Here is a 21,907-nt window from a genome sequence, read left to right on the forward strand (position 1 = left end):
ATGCGCCGCCCTGCCCCTGCCGTGCACCCGATCCGTCCTGTTCGGAGACCCGATCCGATGACAGACTTCCCGCCCCCGCCCGAGCTGCTCGTCTGGCTCGCCGGACACCTCCCGGGCCCGGTCACGGCGGCCGACTGGCCCTGGCCGCGGGCCACCTCCCGGGTGTGGTGCATCAGCGGCCCCGACGGCGCGTTCGCCCGAGAGGTCGCCGGCTACGCCTACGCCGCGCGCTACTTGCCCGAGCGGCAGGCGCCCCGGCTGCTGGCGAGCGACCCGGGGCTGCGCGCACTGCTCAGCACCGCACTGCCCGGCCGCGTCGTGCGCGGCCTGCCGCTGGAGCGGGCTATGGAGCTGCGGCTGCACCAGGACGCCGGGAGGCTGTTGCGGCGCTGGCACGACCACTCGTACGCGGACACCGCCGACCACCGGGCGGCGGTACGCGAGGCGATGGGCACCTACGCGCGGGAGGCGGCGCAGTGCCGGGAGGCCCTGGCCGGGCAGGTGCCGGACCATGTGCTCGCCCTCGTCGACGCCGCGGCCGCCGAGATCCCCGACCTGGCCGACCGGCTGCCGCTGCTCTTCCTCCACGGCGACTACGCGACCCGCAACTGGCTGATCGACACCACCACGGGGCGACACGGATTGATCGACTTCGAGCAGGCCCGCCACGGCTTGGTGGTCGAGGAGTTCGTCTGGCTGCTGGGGGCGCTGTGGCCCACACGCCCCGATCTGCGGAACGCCTTCTTCGCCGGCTACGGCCGACCGCTCGACGCCGTGGAGAAGTGGCTGCTGTTGCTGCTGACCGTCCGCCTCGGCGCCTTCTACCTGCACGCCGGTCTGCGCGAGGGCCGAGCGGACCTGCAGGAGCGCGGCCACCTCGCCCTCGGCCGCATGACCGCCGGGCCCCTGCGCTCCTGACCCGCGCCGCCGACGCCTGCCCCACCCCGTCCGCCTTCGAGAACGGAGACCGGTGTCCACCACCGACGAACACCCCGTCCCGCCCGCCGAGCACGGCCCGAGCACCGAGGTCCGGGAGTTGCTGGAGGCCCACCCGGCCCCGCTGCTCGGCGTTCACGCCCTGCTGCGCGATGCCGATGGGCTGCTGCTGGTCGTCGACCGCGGCAGGCAGGGCGGCTGGGACCTACCCGGTGGCCTGGCGGGCAGCGAGCTGCCCGCCGGCGCGCTCGCCCGCCACCTGCGAGAAGCCGTCGGCGTCGAGGCCGAAACCGGACGGTTGCTGGTCGTGGACACCGTACCCGCCGGCCGGCCGCTGCTGGACCTCCTCTTCGCCGCGCACGTCCCCGCCACCGCGGGCCCGACAGCGGCAGAAGCCGAAGGGGTCCGCTGGGTCGACCAGGCGCAGGCCCTTCAGCTGCTGGAACCGGTCGCGGCAGCACGCCTGCGGGCCGCTCTCGGCGCCGAGCAGGGCTCGCACACCGCGCTGCTCCACGACAGCGAACCGGTGACGCGGCCCTCGCGGGACTACTACCGGCAGCTGCCGTCCCCGATGGCGGCCGCCACCGTGCTGGTGCGCGACACCGCCGGCCGGGTCCTGGTGCTGGAGCCCACCTACAAGCAGCACTGGGAGCTGGTCGGGGGCATGATCGAGGCCGGCGAGTCCCCGGCCGAGGCCGGGGCCCGTGAGGTCCGTGAGGAGATCGGGCTGGACCTGCGGCTCGGGCGGCTGCTGGTGGTGGACACCGTCCCGGGCCGCCTCGCGCGCAACGGCCGCGCTCTGATCGCCCATGTCCACGACCTGAAGCCGCTGACGCCCGACCAGGTGGAGGCGATGGTCCTCGACCCGGGTGAGGTTCGCTCGGCCCGGTGGCTGACCCCCGCGCAGGCCGTTGGCCTGCTGCCGCGCGTCCTGGCCGAGCGCGTCAGCGCCGCGCTGCGCGCCCTGGAGCACAGCACCGTCGAGGTCCTGGACCGCACGGACACCGCCACGCTCGCGGACCCCGAACGCGGGGACCCCCAGTAGCGCCACCACCCGACCGCACCGCCCCGAGACCGTTCGTTCCCGACGCCGGCGAAACCCCGGCCGGCGCGGCCGCGCCCGACCGTCCTGCCAGTCCCTGCTGCAACCCACCGTCCTCGCGATGAAACAGGAGACCCCCTTGTGCGTGACCTACGGCGCCGCCCAGCGCCCCGGAACCAAGTCCCCCTGCGCCGAGGCGTTCTTCGCCCGGCCCAATGGCGACCGGTTCACCGCCGCGGTCGTGGACGGCGCCGGGCACGAACCCCAGACGGTGGAGTACGCGAACACCGCAGCCGCGGCCATGACCCTCTACGGCATGGTCGCCGCCGCAAACCCGAAAGCCGACGGCTACCAGGACGACGCCACCGCCGTCGTCCTGCGCCTGCACCCTGAGGAGGCCGCGCCCGGCGAGACCGGTGCGGCGGACGCCGCCTGACGCCCCCGGCACCCGATGCCCGCCCCCACCCTGCTCAGGAGAAGCCCGATGGCACCGACTTCCGCCCGCCCGGCCATGTCCGGGGACGCCGAGGAACTGCTGCGCCTGCGCGTCGACGTCCTGACTGGCCAGCCGGCCGACGACGCTTGGCGCTCCACCTTCCTGACCGACATGCAGGCCGGTCTCGGCACCGACCCACACCTGCTCGCCTACGTCGCCGACGCCGGGGACGGCACGCTGGCGGCGTGCGCGATCGGCATCGTCTACCGGGGCTACGATGGCCCCTCTTACCCCGGCGGCCTGTGGGGTCGCATCCATACCGTCGTCACGGACCCGCGCAACCGGCGCCGCGGCCTGGCGGAGGCCGTCACCCGGGCCCTGATCGGCGAACTCCAGGAACGGGGCTGCTCCTCGGTCGAGCTGATCGCGACCCCCGAGGGCCTGCCGCTGTACGAGAAGCTCGGCTTCGAACCCGCCGCCCACTACCTGACACTGCGCCAGCCCCTGGCACCGGCCCACGCCGCCCGGCCCGCGGCCGCCGGAGGGGCGGCGTGAAGCTGAATTTGCATCAGGACGACCCGCAGCCCCCGGCCGACGCCCTGACCGCCGTGCAGAAAGCACTGGTCTCATTTCCCGCCGCCGTCGCGGCTGAGCCGGACTCACCCGGGCCGTACGATCTACGGGTGCTGGCGGCGATCGGCCAGGTGCCCCGGCACCTGCTGATCCCCCAGTTGCTCGCCCCGGTCGGCCCCGACCGGCCGGCACGCCACTGGCGGCTGCTCGACCTGGAGCAGCACCCGGAGGAGCACCTGGCTGTCTGTTACGGCCTGGAGCAGGTCGTGGTGCAGCTCGACCGGCCTGCAGCCGTCCCGACGGGCGGGCAGGCACAGGGGGCTCCGACGGCGCAGAGCTCGGCAATCGGCCTGATCGCCGCCGTCCTCACCGACCTAGCCCCGGGCCCGGGCGAGCGGCTGGTCGAAGTCGGGGCGTGCACCGGCTACCTGGCGGCGCTGGCCACTAACCTGACGGGACGCCAGGTGATGGGGGTGGAGGTCGACCCGGACCTGGTGCGGGTCGCCGCACCGCGCCTCGTCGCGGCTGGCGCGGACGTGCGGATGGTGGTCCGGAACGGCCTGCGCGGCCTTGCGGGCCGGTGGGACGCCATCGCGGTGTCGTTCTCGGTGCGCGGCCTGCCGGCCGCGTGGACCGGTGCGTTGGCGCCGGGCGGGCGGCTGGCGGCCACGGTGATAACCGGCGCGCCGGGCTGGGGTGCGAGCGCGCTGGTCGTGCGTGACGAGCGCGGGGTGCTGTCGGGGCGGCTGGAGTACAGGCGCTGGACGCACGTGCCCGACCGCACCGCAGGATGGCTGCCCCTGCCCTCGGGCGCCCCGGCGCGGCCGGGCCGCCGACGCAGTGGGGTGCTCGCGCCGCCCCGGGCGGAGCCCGGCTTCTGGGTCGCGGCCGCGCACCTGCTGCCCAGGGTACGCCGCCACTACCGCGCGCCCGGCACGGAGCCGGACGCGGTGGTCCTGGTCGACGGTGCCGGCTCGCGTGCGGAGGTCGCCGCGGACGGGTCGGCGGCCGTGGAGTGGGGCCCGCGCAACCTGTGGGCGCAGGCCGAGGCGGTACACGACCGCTGGGCCGCCGCGGGTCGGCCCGCCGCGTACGACCTCGAGTTCGGCCCGGCCGGCACGGTGCGGACGGTGGGCGGCGCGGGACTGTCCTGGGAGCTGCCGCTGCTCTGACCCCGACCGCGCCTTGCTTTCTCCCGTTCCGTGTCCGTGCCCATCGCCGGAGGCCCCGCTTGACCGACCACACCACCACGACCGCCCCCATGCCGGGGCCCCGCACCCCCACCCTGCAGCCCCCGCCGGAGCAGGTGCGCGCCGCGCCGACCGGCGGCGACCTCGGCGAGCAGGTCACCCAGGGCTTCTGGGAGCGGTTCGAGGGCGAGGCCTCCCGGACCGGACTGGTGACCATTGCCCGCCGCCTGCCGGCCATCGCCCGGCAGGTGTGGGGCACCGCGTGGCGCGCCGACGCACGAGCGGCTGGCCTGGTCGCCGTTCTGCAACTGGCCTCCGCCGCGATGGCCTCGGCCGGGCTGATCGCCAGCCTGGGCGTGATGCAGAAGGTCTTCGCCGGCGGCGCGACCGAACAACGCATCCGCGCGGCGCTGCCCGCGCTCGCCGTGGTCGCGGTGCTGCTGACGCTCCGCGGCCTGGTTGACACCGGCATCTCGCACTGGCAGGCCCGGCTCGGCCCCCGGGTGCGCCAACAACTGGAGGCCGACTTCCTCGCCCTGACCAGCCGCGTCGCCCTCACCGCCGTCGACGACCCCACCTGGGCCGACGAGGTCCGCCGCGCCAACGACCGCGGCCTGTACTTCGCCAAGGACTCCGTCGACAAGACGATCGAACTGGCCAGCGCCGTCCTTGCGCTGCTCGGCGCGGCTGGCGTCCTGGGCATCCTGCACCCCGCGCTGCTCGTGTTGCTGCTGGCCGCCGTCGTCCCCAAGGGCGCCGCCTCCATCCACTCCATCCGCGCCGGCTACCTCTCTGCCGTGCGGCAGAGCACCCTGCGCCGCCGGATGCTCCAGTTCTCCTGGGTCCTCTACGAGCGCGACACCGCCGCCGAACTGCGCGCCTCCAACGCCCAGCAGGCGCTGCTGGATGAGCACCGCGCACTGTCCGCCCGGATCACCGACGAGGAGGTCGCCCTCGGCGAACACCAGAGCCGCGCCGCCCTGCTCGGCCGCGCGCTCGGCGGCCTCGGCATGCTCGCCACCTACGCCGCGCTCGCCTGGATGCTCGGCGCGGGCTGGATGCCGCTGGCCACCGGCGGCGCCGCCTACCTCGCCATCCAGGCCAGCCAGAGCGCACTGCTGCGCCTGGTCATCGCCGCGCACCGGGTGTTCGAGAACGCCCTGTGGGTGGAGGACCTGAACCGGTTCGAGGAGAGCTGCCGGGCCCGGCTGCCCCGCACCGGCGCGCCCGCGCCCGCCGCGGTCAGGGAGATCACCGTCCGGGACGTGCACTTCGCCTACCCGCAGGGCAAGCAGGCCCTGCGCGGGGTGAGCCTGACCCTGCGGGCCGGGAAGAAGTACGCCTTCGTCGGCGTCAACGGCTCCGGCAAGTCCACCCTCTCCCGCATCCTGGCGGGGCTGTACGAGGCGAACGAGGGCACCGTCCGTTGGGACGGCACCGACGTGCGGGAGTTCGACGCGGCGAGCCTGACCGGGCGAGTCGCCCTTGTCCTCCAGGACCCCGGGCACTGGCCGCTGTCCGCGCTCGCCAACATCACCATCGGCTCCGGCAGCATCACCACCGCCGACCCGGACCGGGTGGTGCGCGCCGTGCGGGCCACCGGCGCCGACCGCGTGATCGCCAGCCTCGACCGGCAGTGGGACACCGTGCTGAGCCCGCAGTTCGAGGGCGGCGCGGAACTCTCCGACGGCAACTGGTCCAAGATCGTCTGCGCCCGCGGCCTGTACCAACAGGCCCCCGTGCTGGTGATGGACGAGCCCACCGCGAGCATGGACCCCCTCGCCGAGGACCGGCTCTTTCGCGCCGTCCTGGACGAGTACGCCGGCCCCGACACGATCACCGTCCTGGTCTCCCACCGCCTGGGCCCCGCCGTCGCCTGCGATCAGGTGTTCGTCCTCGACCAGGGCCGGATCGTGGAGACCGGCAGCCACCAGGAACTGATCGCCCTCGGCGGCGTCTACGCCGAGATGTTCGAAACTCAGGCCGCCGCCTACCGCGTCGGCACAGCGACCCCCGCCGGCCACGCCCCGGCGGCCGACGGCGGAAGGAACGAGACGTGATCGTCTGGATCAACGGGGCGTTTGGCTCCGGCAAGACCACCCTCGCCACCACCCTCCAACAGGAGCTGCCCGGCGCCGTCCTCGCCGACCCGGAGGAGATCGGCTTCATCCTGCGCCAGGTCTTCCCCGGCAAGTACGCCGACTTCCAGGACAACCCGGCCTGGCGCCCCCTGGTCGCGCAGCTCGTCGTCCACTGCCACCGCGAGAACGACGGCCACCCGGTGATCGTCCCGATGACGTTGCTGCACCGCACCTACGCTGCCGAGATCCACAACGCCGTCCGCGCCGCCGGCGTCCCGCTGCGCCATCTGCTGCTCCACGCCGCCCCAGGCACGATCGGCGCCCGCATCGGCTCCAGCACGGAGTACCCCGGCGACGCGGAGCGCAGTGAGAAGGTCCGCGCGTTCCGCCGCAAGCAGCTGCCGGTCTACACCGAGGCGTACGCCACCTGGCTCGCCGCCGACGCCGAGGTGATTGACAGCACCGGCCTCACACCGCGTCAGGTCGCTGACCGGGCGCTGGTGCTCCTCGAACCCCGGTCGGCCGGTGGCGGTTCGGAAGCGGACGGGCGGTGACGGGCCGTCACCGGCGCCCGCCGGGGCCCCTGCGGCCGGAGCACGCTGCCGCCCTGCTGTACGCCGTCGGCAGTGGGCGGCCCGTCGTAGAAGAAGGCGTGGTGGTGTTCCCCGGCAGCACGATCCCCTACGCCTACCGGACCGTGCACCAGCCGGACGGCCGGTGCGACCGGTACGTCGTGCGCCTGGACCCGCCGCCGCCGGAAGTACCTTTCTGACCATCCTGGAGGAATCCCTTGTCGCGCCTCCCCGTTTGCCCCGCCGGTACCCGCACCCGTGCCGGCGGCTGCCTGTGCGGAGCGATCCGCTTCACCGTGACCGGTGAACCCGAAGACCCGCACATCTGCGGGTGCGCTCACTGCTCTCACCGGGCTGGGAGCCCGTTCCAGTGGTGGACCGGCTTCCCGCTGGCCGGCTTGTCCTGGACCGGCGAACGAGGCGAGCCGGCTTGGTACGACACCCATGTCGGTAAGACTAGGCGCGGCTTCTGCCCCGTGTGCGGCAGCCACATCGCAGCCCTCGACCACGGCGACACCGCCGTCGTCGGCATCCTCGTCACCGCGCTCGACGGCTACCGGGACGATCCTGTCCATGTGCCGCTCAACCCGGCCCGCCTGACCGAAGCCGCCCCCTGGCTCGCGCCCGCAGCACACCGCCACCAGGAGCCCGTCGACGTCCACCTCATTCTGCGCCGGGACAGCGCCGCAGGCCCCGAGGTGCTGCTGTCCCGGCGCGCCGGGCCCGTCTACGCCACGGGCCTGCTGCATCTGCCGTCCGGACACCTCGACGGCCCGCACGAGGACGTCGTGCAGGCGCTGATCCGCGAAGCGCAGGAGGAGACCGGCGTCGGAATCGACCGGGCCGACGTCCGCCACGCTGTCACCGTCCACCACCGGGCGCCCGGCGGTGCTGCCCGGATGGGGATCTTCTTCGAGGTCCGGCACTGGCGCGGCGCGCCCCGCATCATGGAACCGGCCGTCTGCGACGCCATGGGCTGGTACCCACTCGCCAGGCTTCCGTCTCCGGTGGTGGCCTACTGCCGGGCCGGGCTGGACGCCTACCAGGCCGGCCGGCAGTTTGCTGTCCACTTCCAGCAGCCCGGCGACCCGGTCGCCTTCGAGCCCATGGCGGACCGTCTCCGCCTGCTGCCTTCCACCGAGACGGCCGCGCCCGACCTGGCGGTGCGGGAGTTCACCGAGAAGGCCGTCGGGCGCATTAGTGCCTGGACCGACACCTCCTGGGCCCGGCCGGGCAGCCGCGTCTGGCGGGTCCTCGGCGCCGACGGCGGGCAGTGGTTCGTGAAGATCCATCAGAACGGCCGCTTCCATGACCGGGAGGTCGAGGCCTACCGGAGCTGGGTGCCGGCCCTGGGTCCGGCCGCGCCCCGCCTGGTGGCCGCCGACCAGCAGCTGCGGGCCGTCGTCATCACCGCGGTGCCCGGCCGCTCCCTGCACGGTGCCGTCCACCCGCCGGAGGAGCAGCGGCGGATCTTTCACCGCATCGGGGAGCTCGCTGCCGCGATCCACCACAGCGCCCCCGCGCGGTCGGGCGAGGGAGTGTCGGCAGCGCTCGGGAAGCTGCAGCGGCACCTCGACGGTGCCCGCGACCACCTTGCGATCGGCGACGAGGACTTCATCCGCCAGGCCACCGCGGAGGCCTACCAGCTGCCGGCACTGGACCTTGTGCCCACCCACGGCGACTTCCAGCTCCGCAACTTCCGCTGGGACGCGGATGTCGGCACCCTCTACGTGATCGACTTCGAGCGCGCCGAGCCGGGCCAGGCCGTCAGGGACTTCGTGCGCCTCTCCGACGCCTGGGCCGGTCGCCCTGACCTGTACGAGGCTGTGATGGCTGGCTACGGCAGGCAGCTCTCGGCGGCCGAGGAGCAGCACCTCGCCGTCCACCAGGTCCTCGACGCCGTCTCCGGCATCCAATACGGCATCGCCAACGCCGACCCCGAGCTCGTCGAGCGAGGCCGCCGCACCCTGGCCCAACTGCGCGCCACGCAGGCCGACACCGCGACCGACCTGCCCCGCGACCCCGACAGCACCGGCGGCCCCCCGTCGAGCAGCCTCGCTGACCCGGACGCGGCGCCCGAACCGCTCCGCTGAATAGCCCGTACCTGACCAGCACGACAGCCGACCGGCCAGCAAAGGAGCGCCACCGTGGGGCCCATCCCGCAGGAGCAGTGGGAGCAGATCTACACCGACGGCATCGCGTTTAGCCCCCTCGGTGAGGACGAGCGCCAGCTGCTCGCCGAACATGCCCCCGCACCCGCCGGGGGAGGTCGGGCGCTCGAGGTCGGCTGCGGAAGAGGGGAGCTGGCCGTCCACCTCGCGGCGGCCGGCTACCGGGTCGACGCCGTCGACCTCGCCGAGGCCGCGCTGGAGCGCGCTCGCACCGAGTACCCCGGCGCCACCGGGGTGCGGTGGCTGCGTCTGGACATCGAGCACGACGATCCAGAGGCGCTCGGCGACGAGCTCTACGACCTCGTGGTCTTCCGCCTGGCGCTGGCGTTCATCGGCGACCGTGCGCGCGTGCTGCACGCCGTTGGCCGACGCCTGCGCGAAGGCGGCACCCTGCTGATCATCACCCCGCTCGCCGCGACCACGCCGGCCGACCGGCGTCACATCGCCGTCGACGAGCAGGAGAAGCGGGACCAGGCCACCAACCGCAAGAAGAAGGGCAGCAGGGGCGGCCGGCCCGTCGGCCACGACGCCGGGCTCTACAAGGACCGGAACACCGTCGAGCGCCTGATCAACAGGCTCAAGGCCTGGCGGGGCATCGCCACCCGGTTCGACAAGACGCCGGAGAGCTACCTCGCAGGCCTCCACCTCCGCGCCGCGATGATCTGGATCAAGGACCTCACCAAGACCACCCCTTGATCACGACCAAATACGCTCCCTAGAAGCATGTACCGGCTGACTGCGCTCAACTGCCCGGCTGTGCCATGGGCCCTGCCGGTAGACCGTTCGGGTGAGTGGCGTTCGGGCGGGACGGCCCGGCGGGCAGAGCTCGTAGATGACGACTCCCTCGACCGGGCGCTCGCGTCGGCACCGCCGACCGGACCCGCCCGCAACCACACCCCCACAAGCAGCGGCTGGCCCGGACGCCGCTGCGCCGCACCGGCTGTCGGCCGTCCGTGGCGCGGTGGTGGCCACGGTGTGCTACGAGCCCGCATGCCTGGCTCGGGAGGACCGGTGACGGTCCCTGCCGGTGGCCGGTTTGTTCGCGCCGGGTGACACGGCGGTGCGCCGTGACGTCCACCGCGGGCGGGTGTGGACCGCGATGCCGCAGCGGGTCCTCGGCGACACCGGCGACGTGCTGACCCTCTCCTACTGGCCGGGCATCACCTCGCTCGCCCCGACCACCTGGATCGCCGCGCTTGCTGCTGGTGACCAGGCGGTGCGCAAGAGCGACCTGGACGATCTCGCCGCCGGCACGTGGGCCCTCGGCCACTACCGCTGGGAGCGCACCGTGGTCCTGAGCCGGTTCCTGACCGGGGAGCACTTTTCCGTCCACTGTTTCCAGCAGGCCGACTCCGGTGAGCCGATCCGCTGGTACGTCAACTTCGAGGTGTCCTTCGCCCGCCGGTCGGGCATTGGGATCGACACCTTCGACCTGTTCCTCGACCTGATCGTCGAGCCCGATCTGTCCGGGTACAGCTGGAAGGACGAGGACGAGGACGAGTACGCGCAGGGCCGCCGCCTGGGCCTGGTCGACGACTCCCTCCACGCCCTGGTCGACGTCGCGCGCGAGCGGGCACTGGGACTGCTGCAGAACTGCGCCGGGCCGTTCGCCGGCAGTTGGCCCGCCTGGGCACCCGATCCCGACTGGCCGTTGCCGCTCCTCCCGCACGGCGCTGACCAGGTCGCCGTGTAGAAGCGGGACCGGACCGGTGCGACCGGCGGACCGGCCTTCGGCGCGCGATCGCCGTGTCGGGGCGGTGTGGTCTCCGGCCTCGGGGGTGCCGGAGACCGGTGAAGTGTTCGGTGCGCCGGCAGGAGCGCCCCGATGTTGCCGCACCTGCGTCATCGACGCCAGCCCTTCGGCAGGGCGGCTCCGCCGGTACCGAACTGGACCGTAGGCCCGACCCTGCTGCACCGTCGCAGGCTGAGCGGGAACGTATCCCTGACGTTCTGTGTCCGCCCGACGGCTGGGGCGGGTACCGTCCGAAGTGCAGGCGAATGCGCGGAAGGCGGGCCAGCATGACGCAGTGGAGTGACTACACCACAGCCGAGCGCATCAAGATCCTTCGGGGCCCTGATGTGACGCAGGAGCAGTTGGCGGAGGCGACGGGTCTGTCGGTCGCGACGATCCGCAAGGCCGAGCGTGACCTGGGAGTGAGCCTGCAGACGCTGCTGCGGATCTCGGACGCGCTGCACGCGGACGTGTCGGTGATCCTCGGTCAGCAGGCACCGCGGCGTGCGATGCGCGGTGCGGACCGGGCGATGATGCGGGAGCTGTCCCGCGCGGTGCACGACACCGCGGCCGGCGTGGGCACAGATGCTCCGCCACCGGAAGCGGCCGATCTGGCCGCTGTGCTCCGGACAGCGTGGGAGACCTACCGGGCCGGGGATTTCCTGCGCGCAGGCGTTCTCATCGCACCGGCCCTTCGGGAGGCATCCGCGGCGCAGCGGTCGGCGCCGGTCGGGCGGCAGTGCGCGGCGGCCGGTGCGCCGACCGACGCCTACCGCCTGGCCGCTTACGTGGCGAACCAGTTCGGTGCCCGTGATCTGGCCTATGCGGCGATCGGGCATGCGCAGGTGCAGGCGGAGCGGGGTGGCGACACGATGCGTGCCGCGATGGTCGCTGCCGGCCGTTCCTGGATCTACCTGCGGGATTCTCGGCTGGACCAGGCGGCGGAGACCGCCCGTCTGTCGTACGAGGCGATCGAACCGCGCTACGGCGATCGCGACCCCGCCCTGCTTGCCACCTACGGCTGGCACGTGACGTTCGCAGCCGTCGTGGCGGCACGCGCCGGAAGGGTCGAGGCCGCGGACGACCTGCTCTCGCAGGGCCACGCGGTCGCAGCCCGCATGGGCCGGGACGTGACGGTCAACGGCACGGCGTTCGGACCGGCCACGGTCACCGCGCAGGCGATCGGGATCGCCGTATCCACCGGCCGGCCGGGCAAGGCACTGGGGCTGTTCTCGTCGATCGGCGACACCAGCGCGCTCATCCCCTCGGCTCGCAACCGGCTGATGCTGGACGTCGCGCTCGCCCAGGCGGACACCCGGCAGTCGGACACCGCCCTCGACACCCTGCTGGAGGTCTGCTCGGCCGCCCCCGGCTGGGCCCGCCACCAGGCATTGCCGGGCGTCATCGCGCAGCGCGCCGGGAACGGCAGTGTCACCACCGCCAAACTGCGCAAGCTCGCTGCGATCCTGGGAACCTCCATGATCCTCCGCTGAGTGATACACGGTGTATCACTCGGAGCCGGTCGGCCTTCGACAGTGATACGGCCCGAGCGTTCAACTGAGGCGAGAACAGCGCGACAGTAGCTGCATGCTGACGCATCATCACTTCCGTAGTCGGCCGGCCTTGAGCGCGCAGATCTGCCTGCGCAGCACTGCCGGCGACGAGACCGCCGCCCGGCGTCGTGCGGCGCACTGCTGCCGGTTCACCGGGCTGCGCGACCCGGCAGCCGTACCTACGGCCACCAACGCCCCGCCCGGCCTCGACCTGGCCGGCCGCGGGGGCTGGATCCCGGCGGAGGCGGCACTGTCCGACGGCAGCGCCACCAGGCCTCGGGACACGCCGGCCGGCATCACCGAGACGTGTCAGGTGGCCACGCCCGCCACCGACCACCAAGCCTTCCCCGTTGTGGCGCAGGAACCGGCGTCGGGCACAGCGGCGAGGGCGGGGAGGCGTCGGCGGTGATGACCGCGATCGAGCCGCGCCACGCGGTCTGTCCGGAGGCGACCGCGCGGCTTCCCTACGAGCCCAGCTCTGCCGGTGCGGCGCGCCGCCTGGTGCGGGACAAGCTCACCGAGTGGCAGCTGGCCGACCTGGTGGACGATGCCGATATCGTCGTCACCGAGTTGGTGTCCAACGCCGTGAAGACCGGATGCCGGCGACGGATGGTCGTCGGCATCCGCCGGATCACCGAGCAGACCGTGCGGATCACCGTCCGGGACGGCTCCCGCACGCTTCCTGCCATGGTCACCGCCGCACCGGAGGACACCTCCGGCCGAGGCCTGGCCCTGGTCCACGAGCTGACCTGCGGCCACTGGGGAGCTACCCCCGACACCCTGGGCAAGACCGTCCACGCCGATCTGCGCACCTCGCGGTCGGCCACCGGACCGGCCCGGGTGCTGCGTCCGCGGCGGCCATGATCGCCGCGCTACCCGCCCATACATGAGCACACCCGGGAGGGGCTTTTCCATGGATCGGTACTCATCGCGCCGCACACGGCTGCTGACGTCGTCCAGACCGCTGTCGGACTTCGAAGTCGTGTCCGCAGCCGGCCCCTGGCTCTGCCGCGCGGACGGCAGCCGGATCTTCGACGGATCGAGCGGACTGCTCTGCGCAAGCGTGGGACAGAGCAGTCCCAAGGTCATCGCCCGGATCCAGCAGCAGTTCCCCCGCTACTCCTTCGGCGGTGCCGCCGTCGTCCAGCCCCACATCCAGATGGAGCTGATGGACCGCCTGTGCAACGCGGTAGGCCGACCCGAGGACTCCGTCGCGCTCGTCACGTGCGGCACGCTCGGCGTGGAGACCGCAATCGGCCTGGCCCGCAACATCGCCCGGGCGCGCGGCGGCAAACGGCGCGGGGACATCCTGACGTCCGATCTGAGCTACCACGGAATGAGCGCGCTGACTCTCGGGCTGGGAGGCAACCACGCCCGTCGCCCCCACCCCGAGGACGCGATGGGGCTGGGCCCGGCGTTCCCGGCGCCCTACCCGCCGACCCACGACCACGGCGACGGCCGGGCGTGCGACGCCTCCTGCGCGGACGAGGTCGCGAAAGCGATCGACAGCAGGGGCTCCGAGAACGTCGCCGCCGTCCTGCTGGAGCCGGTCAACGGCACCACCGGCGGCGCCTACGTGCCGCCCGACGGATACCTGCGACGCGTGCAGGAGATCTGCCACGAGCGCGACGTCCTGGTCATCCACGACGAGGTCCTGACCGGGCTCTGGCGCACCGGTGCGCCGCTGGCCGGTCAGCACTGGCACGGCGTCGAGCCGGACCTGTGCATCGTGTCCAAGGGCCTGGGCGGCGGTTACACACCGGTTGCCGCGGTACTGGTGTCACCACAGATCGCCCCGCTGCTTGGCCACGAGGACGCGGACCCGCTGCCCGCGATGGGCACCATGGCCACCCACCCGCTCCAGGCGGCGGCCTGCCTCGGCGTACTGGACGAACTGGAGGCCATGGACTTCGACGCCTTCCGGGCCCGCGGCGAGCGACTTGGAGCAGCCCTGCAGGCCCTGACCGACCGGCCCGGCGTGCGGGACGTGCGGGGCCTGGGCCACCTGCACGGGGTGGAGCTCGCACCCGGCCTGCTCTGGCCGCTGATGGCGGAGGCCGAGAAGCGCGGGGTGTTCCTCTACCCGTTCACCGGGGCGGGCCGACCCAAGAGCGAAGGCCTGGTCGTGGCCCCTCCGCTGACCTGTACAGACGAGGACCTCGACTTCCTGACCACGGCGCTTGCCGACGCAGTAGGAGCCCTGGGCTGAAACGGCCCGACCGCACGATCCCGACACTGATCAAGGAGATGCATGATGCTTCTGCCCTACCCCGTGATCGACTCCATGACCGATGCCCAGGTACGCGTCTGGGAGGAGCACTTCTCACCGGAAGCCGGCGGCCAGCGCCGCCCAGCCGTCGAGGAGGGGATCTGGAGGCGCACCCAGGACCCCGCCAACGCGGAGCAGTCCGGATGGACCGAGGACGAGCACGGCCGCCGCCGTGTCGTGCACTACCGTCTCCACTACGGCCTCGACCGGACCCAGCCGGTGGAGCGCCTGACACTGGACGAGCTGTACCTGTACGTGTCCTGGCTCGCCCCTGCCGGCGAGATCGCCGACCACCGCAGCGACCTGGAGCAGTGGCTGGTCGACGGCCGGTGGAAGCCCACCGGTGACCTGGACGGCTCCTGGCGCCGCGGCGACCTGTACGCCACGATCACCGAGCACCCGGTCCACCCGCAGGACGAGCGGGCCGGCCGCGACGCTCCCACGGGATTCACGTCGATCGACACCGTGATCCGCTCCGTGGACTACACCCTCACCCGGGCCTCGCGGAACCTGCCCTGGGACGTGCTCGCAGGCGGACCGCGCATCAAGGAGCAGCGCGGAAACCCGACCTACGCCGACGACCTGTCCTGCCTCCTCGACCACCTCCCCTTCATGGTGGAGGCCGGCTGCGGGACCAGCATCGAGGCCGGCGTGCCGCCGCTGCACTGGCTGCACGAGGTCTACCGGGTCACCGCCCGCACAGGCAATGACCTGACCCAGGGCTTCACGTTCACCATGGCTCCGCACGCCGACATCCTGGTGAAGGAGGTGCTGACGGACACCGACCGGAAGGTCGACGACCTGGTGTCCATGTTCCGCCGCCTGATCCTCGCCGAGCCGACCGCAGCCCACGCGGCCTTGAAGGCCCTACACACCGCCGGGCACGCGGTGGGCCCGGTGGCGACCCACAACTTCGACCGCCTCTTCGCCCGGGCAGGCCTGCCCGAGGCGTTCATGCGCCGCTACGACCAGCGCACCCCGCACGTGGACTTCCCCGGCCACGCAAGGTCCCTGCTGGTGATCGGCCTGCACGCCGACCGGCGCGCGGTCCAGGAACGCGCCCGCGAGCGCGGCATGAAAATCTTCTTCCTCGACACCGAGGGCGTCACCGAGGACGGGGCCTACAAGCCCTACCCGATCGAGGGCGCCCGGGAGGGTGACGTCGTGATCCGCTCAGAGGCCACCCCCGCCTTGCTGCACCTTGCCGAACTCCTGGACACGCCGTGCTGACCACCCGCCGTGCCACCGCTGCCGACGCCACCGAGCTCGCCCGCCTGGCAGGCGGACTCGTCAAGGACACCACGGCATGGACCAACAGAGTCGTCGCCTTCTTCCGCACCAACCTTGATACGGACCGGGTCGTCACATTCGTGATCGACCGCCCCAGCGGCCTCGCCGCATGCGCATCCGCCACCATCACCCGATCCATCCCCGGCCCCGACCACACCGGCACCTACGCCCACATCCACACCGTCTTCACCGAACCGGACCACCGGCTCCGCGGATACGCCCGAGCCACCGTCCAAGCCCTGCTTGACCGGCTCGCCGAACAGGGCTGCGGCCTGATCACCCTCAATGCCAGCGCCGACGGGACGCACCTCTACCGCTCACTCGGCTTCACCGACAACACCCGGGCCATGCGCCTGATCCGGGCCGCCCCAGACCCCGACCCCGCACATGCCCGCCAGTGAACATATGATCGAACTCGGTTCCACCATGGGCGAGTTCAAGAACCGATAACGTCGGAGGGGCACGCCGAGCACGGTGTGCCCCTCGACCGGACAAGGACCTTCCATGCGCGTTTCCGTGATCGGCTGCGGTCACCTCGGCATCCCGCACGCGGCAGCGATGGCCGAGCTCGGCCACGAGGTCATCGGCGTCGACGTCGACCAGGCCAAGGTCGACCGGCTCAACGCCGGCGAGTGCCCCATCTTCGAGGCCGGTCTGCCCGAGCTCCTCGCGCGCCACACCGCCGGCGGCCGCCTGCGCTTCACCACGGACATCGCCGAAGCGGCCGCCTTCGCGGAGCTGCACTTCGTCGGCGTCGGCACCCCGATCGACGCAGACGGCCGCACCTACGACACCGCACAGGTCTTCGGCGCCATCCGCCAGCTCGCCCCCCACCTCACCCGGGCCTGCACGATCGTCGGGAAGAGCACCGTCACCGTCGGCACCACCGTCCAGGTCACCGCCCTCGCCCAGCGCCTGGCCCCCGCCGGCGCCGACGTCGAAGTGGTGTGGAACCCGGAATTCCTACGCGAAGGACACGCGGTCGAGGACACCCTGCGCCCCGACCGCCTCATCGCCGGGGTCACCACCGCCGAGGGGGAGAAGGCCATCCGCGCGGTCTACGCCGGCATCCTGGACGCCGGAGTACCCCTGTTCGTCTGCGACCCCCAGACCGCTGAACTCGCCAAAGGCGCCGCGAACACCTTCCTCGGCCTGAAGATCTCGTACATCAACGCCGTCGCCGACATGTGCGAGGCCGCAGGCGGCGACATCACCAAGATCGTGGACATCCTGGGCATCGACCCCCGCATCGGCGCCGGCGGCATGAGGCCCGGCATCGGCTACGGAGGCGGCTGCCTCCCCAAGGACGTCCGGGCGTTCACCGCCTCCGCCCGACACCTCGGCGCCGACCAGGCCGCCACCCTGCTGCTCGCCGCCGAGCAGATCAACGAGTCCCGCACCGCCGTCGCCATCCGCCTCATCACCAGCGCCCTCGGCGACCGCCCCATCAGGGGCGCCCGGGTCACCGTGCTGGGCGCGGCGTTCAAGCCCGGCACCAACGACGTCCGCGAGTCCCCGGCCCTCGCCCTCGCACAGGCCCTCCAGCAGGCTGGCGTCGTCGTCACCGTCCACGACCCGCAGGCCGTGGCCACGGCCCTGATCCGTAATCCCGAGCTGGACTACTCATCGGATCTGCCGGCCGCCCTCGACGGCGCCGACCTCGTCGTCCTGGCAACGGAATGGCCCGAGTACCAGCATGCCAACCCCCAGGACTTCGTGCACCGCCCCGCCCACCCGATCCTCGTCGACTGCCGTACCACCCTCGACCCCGAGTCCTGGCGAGCAGCGGGTTGGACCGTTCACCAGCTCGGACGACCCGGAAAGTAGAACCGCCCGCCCGTGGTGGGCACTTTCAGGGGTGCCCACCACGGAGGATCCCCAGGACGAATGTCTAGCCGTCACTGCAGCCCGAACGGTGGTGCGGACCCCGGCCGGGCGGCCGACTTGTCCCCGCCGGTGACGACGCCGGAGATCGCGGGACCATCCCTGCGGGCGAGGGGCCGCCCATGCTGGATGACGACCAGCGGGAGTCTGCCGGGACTATCCCCACGCTCGCGGGGATAGTCCCGTGCGGTACCTGTTCGGGGTGCCGTGGACGGCGTCAGCCCCGCGCCCGCGGGGCCGGACACCAGGCGGAATGCCGTAGTGGCTGGTGGTGGGCCAGCGGAGTGAGGCCTGGCCCACCACTGCACTCACACCGACTCGGTCCGCAGCCAGCAGCGGGACAGCACGGGTTCGAGTCCGAACAAATCGGTGCTCAGCTGCTCGAAGACCTGCATGGCGTCAAGGCAGGCGATCGCGGTCTCTGCCTGTTCCCGCCCGATGTCGTCCTCGGCCGCGGCAATGAGATCGGCGTACTCCAGCCCTCCTGGTTCCATGTAGGCGTGGACCGATCGATACGCGGCCGTAAGGTCCGGCTGGTCGGCGAGGCCGACCGATCGCACGAAATCGGCGCAACCCTGTGGATCGTCCAGGGTCTCGGCGGTTTGGGAGAGCGCACGTCTCGAGCTGAGGCCGTTCTTGAGGTTCGCCGAGACCCGGTCGAGAAGGATCGGCCACCCGCCGGTCATGGTGCCAAGCTGGCTGAGATGGTCCTCGTCGGTGAACCGCTGCTGGTCCAATGCCCACAGCCGCAGGCCCTGGCGTGTGTAGCGCCGCAGCACGATCACCCCGAAGGACGGCTCGCGGCTGGGCGTCACCAGAGCACTTTGCCACAGTGAGATCTGCTGCGTGCCAGCCATCAGCACCGCGGAGCGGGTCACTCCCGGATCGGCGGGGAGATCGCAGAGCGCCGCCTGCAGTGACTCGAGACAGGCGGTGTCCTGCGGTGCTCTTGCCGTGAGGTCGCTCAGGACAACCCTCTTCTGTCCGGCTTTCCCGTCGACGAGTTCACGCTGGAAATCGCCACGGCTCCGGACCGCTGGAACCGTCCACCCACCGGCCTTCCCGGTCAGGATCCGTAGTGCAGAATCGGCCTGCCGGATTCCGGTGGCGTCGGTTCCGAGGACGACCCGGACCTGGGAGCCGTGGTGGCCGAGCACATCGGCTACCTGTCGGGTAGTCAGAGGTGCATATGAACCGTCGGCGAGAGCAGGACGTGCCTCCAGCGCGGCGAACTCCTCCGGCATGCTCTCGGACTCGGCGCTCGTCAGCTGGTCTTCGACCTCGGACCGGGTGCCGATCATTCGCAGTGCGTCGGTGCTCCGCAGGTGCCAGCCCATGCCGGTGTCCGGTCCCAGTACTCCGAGTCCCTCCATTTCCGCGAGATAGGCGCGGAACGCCTCGGCGTCCAGTGAGCGGAAGCCGGTCGGCCAGTAGTACCGGCAGAGGTCGCGGAGTTCTGCTTGGGTCAGTCGGGAGTGCATGCCGTTGTCGTGTGCGTGCTGTGCGAGCACGTTGGCGATCACGTTGTAGCGGTGGTCCAGCAGCAGGGTGTCGCGGAAGGCGGAGGTGATCTTCTGCTGCAAGGTCGGGTCGCTGTGGACTGCTTGCACGTCGTTGCGGGTGATCCGGTACGGCGGGTTTTCCGCGTCCTGACCGTCGGCACGTCGGCGGTGCATCACTTCGACCAGCCGGTGCCCGAACATCTGCAGGAGGAAGGGCTGGTACGAGCAGTAGCCCAGGATTCGGTGCACCAGATTGACGTCTTCGAACTCGTAGCCCAACACCGACAGCGGCTTTGCGAGGAGGTTCGCGGCGTCCTGCGGGAAGAGCGGACCGACCACCGTGGGTTTCTGGGCGAGGTGGCTGAACGGACTGTTGCCTGCGACCTTCGCGAAGCGCTGGACGGAGTGCAGGCCGGCGAAGACAGCCTTGACCCTGCCGTTGCTGTCCTGGCCCAGGTCCCGCAGGCGCCGGGTTTCCAGGAAGCCGGGGGCGTCGGCTTCGAAGAAGCGGTCGGCCTCGTCGAGTAGGATCAGCAGCTGGCGCTGGGGGTCTTCCCGGAGCCAGGTTTCGATGGCATCTCTGACTTGGTCGAAGGTGAAGGCAGGCACCGATCTACCGCGTCGCTTCACCTTGACACCGCGGGTGTCCAGCTTGCGGCCGATCTCGTGCCACACCGCCGAGGACGTGGCCGCACCTCCGAAGTGCACACCGTCCAAGCTGATCAGCAGGCTGATTCGGTGAGCGGTGTCTTGCTGTTCGAAGAGCTGGCCAGCAGCTTTCAGCAGGGCTGACTTTCCGAGCCCGCGGCCTCCGAACACCACCTGGGTGCCCCTGGGATCGGTGAGCCCGTGCAGCTCCTGATGGCGGCCGAAGAACATTTCGTCCGCGACGCGGCCCCGCTTCTCGCTGATGTACGGGTTGATCCCGGAGAACGGCACCAGGATGTTCATCGCTGCGTCCAGACGGCCGTTGCCATGAGCGGCCAGGTACGCCAGAGCCGCGTCGTCAAGGACGACGATCGGGCGGTGACCGACGCTTCTCACGGCGAGTGCCGCCCTGTCCTTGGCGGACATGGTGCCGAAGTAGGCAATCAGCAGGCTGTCGCGGCCTCCATCGTGCTCCGCATAGCTCAGCAGCCGCTCCGGGGCAGGCTGTCCCCACACCAACATGATCCGGAGGTTGGGGCCAAGATCGGAGCCGAAGGCGGGGACCTGGGCTCGGCCGGTCAGCCGTACGTCGGGCAGATCGAGGAAGCGGTAGTCTGGCCCCTTGCGCAGATCGTCACGCCGTTGGGGCCGGCGCAGGCTGCTGTAGCCGATCAGTCTCAGCGCGGGGGTCAGCGATTCCTGCTCGCGCAGGCCCTCCTGTCGCTGGCCGCCCGAACGGCTACCCATGACAGACCAGCTCTGGAGCGCGGCGGCGGCCCGTTCCGCGTTCTCCTCGGAGAGCGCGGAGTAGTCCAGCTCCGGCAGGCTGAGATGGCGTCGACGGCTCCGCACGGTGCTGATCAGCTCTTCGGTGATGCCGCTGGACAGTGCCTGTGGAACGGCGGGGAAGAAGCGATCGAGTTCCCGCTGTTCCTCACCGATCTGGGGGATGCCCTCGCCACTCTCTAGCTGGGAGATCATTTCCTCCGCGGTGCTGAACTGCCGCTCGGCCAGCACGGCGACCACCCGGTCGCGGTCCACGAGGTCGGCGTCCTCCGCCGCATCGAGTCGGGATCGTAGCCCCGCTTCGTGCAGATCCCGCAGCCGGCTCAGTTCTGCGGCGATACTGTCGAGTTCCGCTCGGACCACACCGAGCTCCGGACGCTCGGGCGCCGCAGCCTGGAGGCGGCGGTCCAGGTTCCACTCCTGTTCCTGGGAGACCGAATTGTCGAGTCGGGCATGCCGCAGTTCGCCACTCAGCTCCTCGTGGCGGGCCATCAGGGCGCGGGAGATCTGCAGCTGCGTCTCCTTCGCCTCCCTGCGCACCTCCTCGGGAACGACCGCGCGTGTGCCGTCCGGTTCCCGGAGGAGGCCCTGCTCGGTGCAGTGGATCAGGTGGTCGACCGCGTCGAAGCGCTCGGCGAGCACCTGTTCGCGCACCGAGTGGGCCCAGCTTCGGCCGGCCACGGCGGTGAGCTCCCGGACGGATACTTCCGGCCGGGTGATGAGGTCGCTCTCGGCCTCGGCACTGACCCCGGGCAGCTTGAGAAGCTCGGCGTCGAGGACCAGTCCCAACGGCAGTTCCAGCTCAGGAAGCCGCTCACTGCCTTCCAGGAGTGCAAAGGTATGCCTCATCGACGTGCCGGCACCGAGTGCTGCGGCTCTGGCCAGGCTGTCCGATGCCTGCTCGGCCCGGGAGGACAATGCTGCCAGGACCGCCGATCGCCGTTGGAGCACAGCGCTGCGCATGGCCTCGACCTCGCCGGTGTTTCGCGAGAGATCCCGTGAGCGGAGGCGGGAAAGCGATCGGGCCGCAATGACCCACTGCTCGACGGGGCGGGCCCGGACTTCCACCAGCCGGATCAGTTCCTGCCGTGCCTTGCCCTGCAGAGGCTTCCCACTGAACCCTTCTCATCCTGAGCGCCAGGCGATCTCGATGGTGTGAACGGCGGCGACGGTACGGCTGATGCGGTTGGTGCTGCAGCGGGCCTTGCGGAAGATCTGCCACTGCTTGAGCCGGGCGAAGGC

General features: G+C 71.7%; 19 protein-coding genes and 2 pseudogenes. 19 read left to right on the plus strand and 2 right to left on the minus strand.

Annotated features, from left to right (window positions below):
* Positions 1-57 precede the first annotated feature (57 nt).
* The 8 genes from SNE206_RS33850 to SNE206_RS33885 all read left to right on the plus strand — a co-directional run bounded on the left by SNE206_RS33850 (position 58) and on the right by SNE206_RS33885 (position 7,030).
* The gene (locus SNE206_RS33850) at positions 58-918 is read left to right on the plus strand and encodes an aminoglycoside phosphotransferase family protein (RefSeq protein ID WP_407917385.1); all 861 of its coding nucleotides are present in this window, start codon (positions 58-60) and stop codon (positions 916-918) included.
* 52 nt (positions 919-970) lie between these two features.
* The gene (locus SNE206_RS33855; protein WP_407917386.1) at positions 971-1,981 is read left to right on the plus strand and encodes an NUDIX hydrolase; all 1,011 of its coding nucleotides are present in this window, start codon (positions 971-973) and stop codon (positions 1,979-1,981) included.
* Between the two features lie 118 nt (positions 1,982-2,099).
* Complete coding sequence (locus SNE206_RS33860) at positions 2,100-2,414, plus strand: hypothetical protein (RefSeq protein WP_407917387.1); 315 nt, start codon at positions 2,100-2,102, stop codon at positions 2,412-2,414.
* A gap of 48 nt (positions 2,415-2,462) precedes the next feature.
* A complete protein-coding gene (locus SNE206_RS33865) occupies positions 2,463-2,969 on the plus strand; it encodes a GNAT family N-acetyltransferase (RefSeq protein ID WP_407917388.1) in 507 nt (168 codons plus the stop codon).
* Positions 2,966-4,159 (plus strand): protein-L-isoaspartate O-methyltransferase family protein, encoded by a 1,194-nt coding sequence (locus SNE206_RS33870; RefSeq protein ID WP_407917389.1) that lies wholly within the window; start codon positions 2,966-2,968, stop codon positions 4,157-4,159. Before SNE206_RS33865 ends, SNE206_RS33870 begins: the two co-directional genes overlap by 4 nt.
* Positions 4,160-4,218: 59 nt before the next feature.
* Positions 4,219-6,237, plus strand: a complete 2,019-nt coding sequence (locus SNE206_RS33875) for an ATP-binding cassette domain-containing protein (protein WP_407917390.1) — start codon at positions 4,219-4,221, stop codon at positions 6,235-6,237.
* On the plus strand, positions 6,234-6,812 hold the full coding sequence (locus tag SNE206_RS33880) for an AAA family ATPase (RefSeq protein ID WP_407917391.1): 579 nt from the start codon (positions 6,234-6,236) through the stop codon (positions 6,810-6,812). Before SNE206_RS33875 ends, SNE206_RS33880 begins: the two co-directional genes overlap by 4 nt.
* On the plus strand, positions 6,809-7,030 hold the full coding sequence (locus tag SNE206_RS33885; protein WP_407917392.1) for a hypothetical protein: 222 nt from the start codon (positions 6,809-6,811) through the stop codon (positions 7,028-7,030). Before SNE206_RS33880 ends, SNE206_RS33885 begins: the two co-directional genes overlap by 4 nt.
* A gap of 146 nt (positions 7,031-7,176) precedes the next feature.
* Here the strand turns inward: SNE206_RS33885 and SNE206_RS33890 are convergent, their stop codons facing one another.
* Positions 7,177-7,362: a hypothetical protein gene (locus SNE206_RS33890; protein WP_407917393.1), complete on the minus strand. Its 186-nt coding sequence runs from the start codon at positions 7,360-7,362 to the stop codon at positions 7,177-7,179.
* A gap of 166 nt (positions 7,363-7,528) precedes the next feature.
* On the opposite strand from SNE206_RS33890, the gene SNE206_RS33895 reads away from it, so the two are divergent.
* From SNE206_RS33895 to SNE206_RS33945, 11 genes and pseudogenes are all read left to right on the plus strand, one after another.
* A complete protein-coding gene (locus SNE206_RS33895; protein ID WP_407917404.1) occupies positions 7,529-8,923 on the plus strand; it encodes a phosphotransferase in 1,395 nt (464 codons plus the stop codon).
* A gap of 54 nt (positions 8,924-8,977) precedes the next feature.
* Positions 8,978-9,379: pseudogene (locus tag SNE206_RS33900) on the plus strand (class I SAM-dependent methyltransferase); the annotation flags it as partial.
* 81 nt (positions 9,380-9,460) lie between these two features.
* Positions 9,461-9,697 (plus strand): annotated as a pseudogene (locus tag SNE206_RS33905) (IS5/IS1182 family transposase); the annotation flags it as partial.
* A gap of 331 nt (positions 9,698-10,028) precedes the next feature.
* A complete protein-coding gene (locus tag SNE206_RS33910; protein WP_407917394.1) occupies positions 10,029-10,694 on the plus strand; it encodes a DUF402 domain-containing protein in 666 nt (221 codons plus the stop codon).
* A 326-nt stretch (positions 10,695-11,020) separates the two neighbouring features.
* Positions 11,021-12,226: a helix-turn-helix domain-containing protein gene (locus SNE206_RS33915; protein WP_407917395.1), complete on the plus strand. Its 1,206-nt coding sequence runs from the start codon at positions 11,021-11,023 to the stop codon at positions 12,224-12,226.
* Positions 12,227-12,356: 130 nt separating this feature from the next.
* Positions 12,357-12,695 (plus strand): hypothetical protein, encoded by a 339-nt coding sequence (locus SNE206_RS33920; RefSeq protein ID WP_407917396.1) that lies wholly within the window; start codon positions 12,357-12,359, stop codon positions 12,693-12,695.
* Complete coding sequence (locus SNE206_RS33925; RefSeq protein ID WP_407917397.1) at positions 12,695-13,150, plus strand: ATP-binding protein; 456 nt, start codon at positions 12,695-12,697, stop codon at positions 13,148-13,150. The genes SNE206_RS33920 and SNE206_RS33925 overlap by 1 nt, the downstream gene beginning before the upstream one ends.
* A gap of 118 nt (positions 13,151-13,268) precedes the next feature.
* Positions 13,269-14,495, plus strand: a complete 1,227-nt coding sequence (locus SNE206_RS33930) for an aminotransferase class III-fold pyridoxal phosphate-dependent enzyme (RefSeq protein ID WP_407917398.1) — start codon at positions 13,269-13,271, stop codon at positions 14,493-14,495.
* A gap of 42 nt (positions 14,496-14,537) precedes the next feature.
* Positions 14,538-15,785, plus strand: a complete 1,248-nt coding sequence (locus tag SNE206_RS33935; RefSeq protein ID WP_407917399.1) for a hypothetical protein — start codon at positions 14,538-14,540, stop codon at positions 15,783-15,785.
* A complete protein-coding gene (locus tag SNE206_RS33940) occupies positions 15,779-16,246 on the plus strand; it encodes an N-acetyltransferase family protein (protein WP_407917400.1) in 468 nt (155 codons plus the stop codon). Before SNE206_RS33935 ends, SNE206_RS33940 begins: the two co-directional genes overlap by 7 nt.
* Before the next feature lie 103 nt (positions 16,247-16,349).
* Positions 16,350-17,672, plus strand: a complete 1,323-nt coding sequence (locus SNE206_RS33945; protein ID WP_407917401.1) for a UDP-glucose dehydrogenase family protein — start codon at positions 16,350-16,352, stop codon at positions 17,670-17,672.
* A gap of 365 nt (positions 17,673-18,037) precedes the next feature.
* Here the strand turns inward: SNE206_RS33945 and SNE206_RS33950 are convergent, their stop codons facing one another.
* Positions 18,038-21,628 carry an ATP-binding protein gene (locus SNE206_RS33950; protein WP_407917402.1) on the minus strand — a complete coding sequence of 1,197 codons (3,591 nt, stop codon included), beginning with the start codon at positions 21,626-21,628 and terminating at the stop codon, positions 18,038-18,040.
* Positions 21,629-21,907: the final 279 nt, after the last annotated feature.

The sequence above is a fragment of the Kitasatospora sp. NE20-6 genome, from assembly GCF_045862635.1.

Excerpts from the sequence above, each read along its gene's own strand:
- SNE206_RS33865 (WP_407917388.1), top strand. The coding sequence starts at position 2,463 with ATGGCACCGACTTCCGCCCGCCCGGCCATGTCCGGGGACGCCGAGGAA.
- SNE206_RS33860 (WP_407917387.1), top strand. The coding sequence starts at position 2,100 with ATGAAACAGGAGACCCCCTTGTGCGTGACCTACGGCGCCGCCCAGCGC.
- SNE206_RS33850 (WP_407917385.1), top strand. The coding sequence starts at position 58 with ATGACAGACTTCCCGCCCCCGCCCGAGCTGCTCGTCTGGCTCGCCGGA.
- SNE206_RS33950 (WP_407917402.1), bottom strand. The coding sequence starts at position 21,628 with ATGCGCAGCGCTGTGCTCCAACGGCGATCGGCGGTCCTGGCAGCATTG.
- SNE206_RS33915 (WP_407917395.1), top strand. The coding sequence starts at position 11,021 with ATGACGCAGTGGAGTGACTACACCACAGCCGAGCGCATCAAGATCCTT.
- SNE206_RS33935 (WP_407917399.1), top strand. The coding sequence starts at position 14,538 with ATGATGCTTCTGCCCTACCCCGTGATCGACTCCATGACCGATGCCCAG.
- SNE206_RS33945 (WP_407917401.1), top strand. The coding sequence starts at position 16,350 with ATGCGCGTTTCCGTGATCGGCTGCGGTCACCTCGGCATCCCGCACGCG.
- SNE206_RS33925 (WP_407917397.1), top strand. The coding sequence starts at position 12,695 with ATGACCGCGATCGAGCCGCGCCACGCGGTCTGTCCGGAGGCGACCGCG.
- SNE206_RS33890 (WP_407917393.1), bottom strand. The coding sequence starts at position 7,362 with ATGCCGACGACGGCGGTGTCGCCGTGGTCGAGGGCTGCGATGTGGCTG.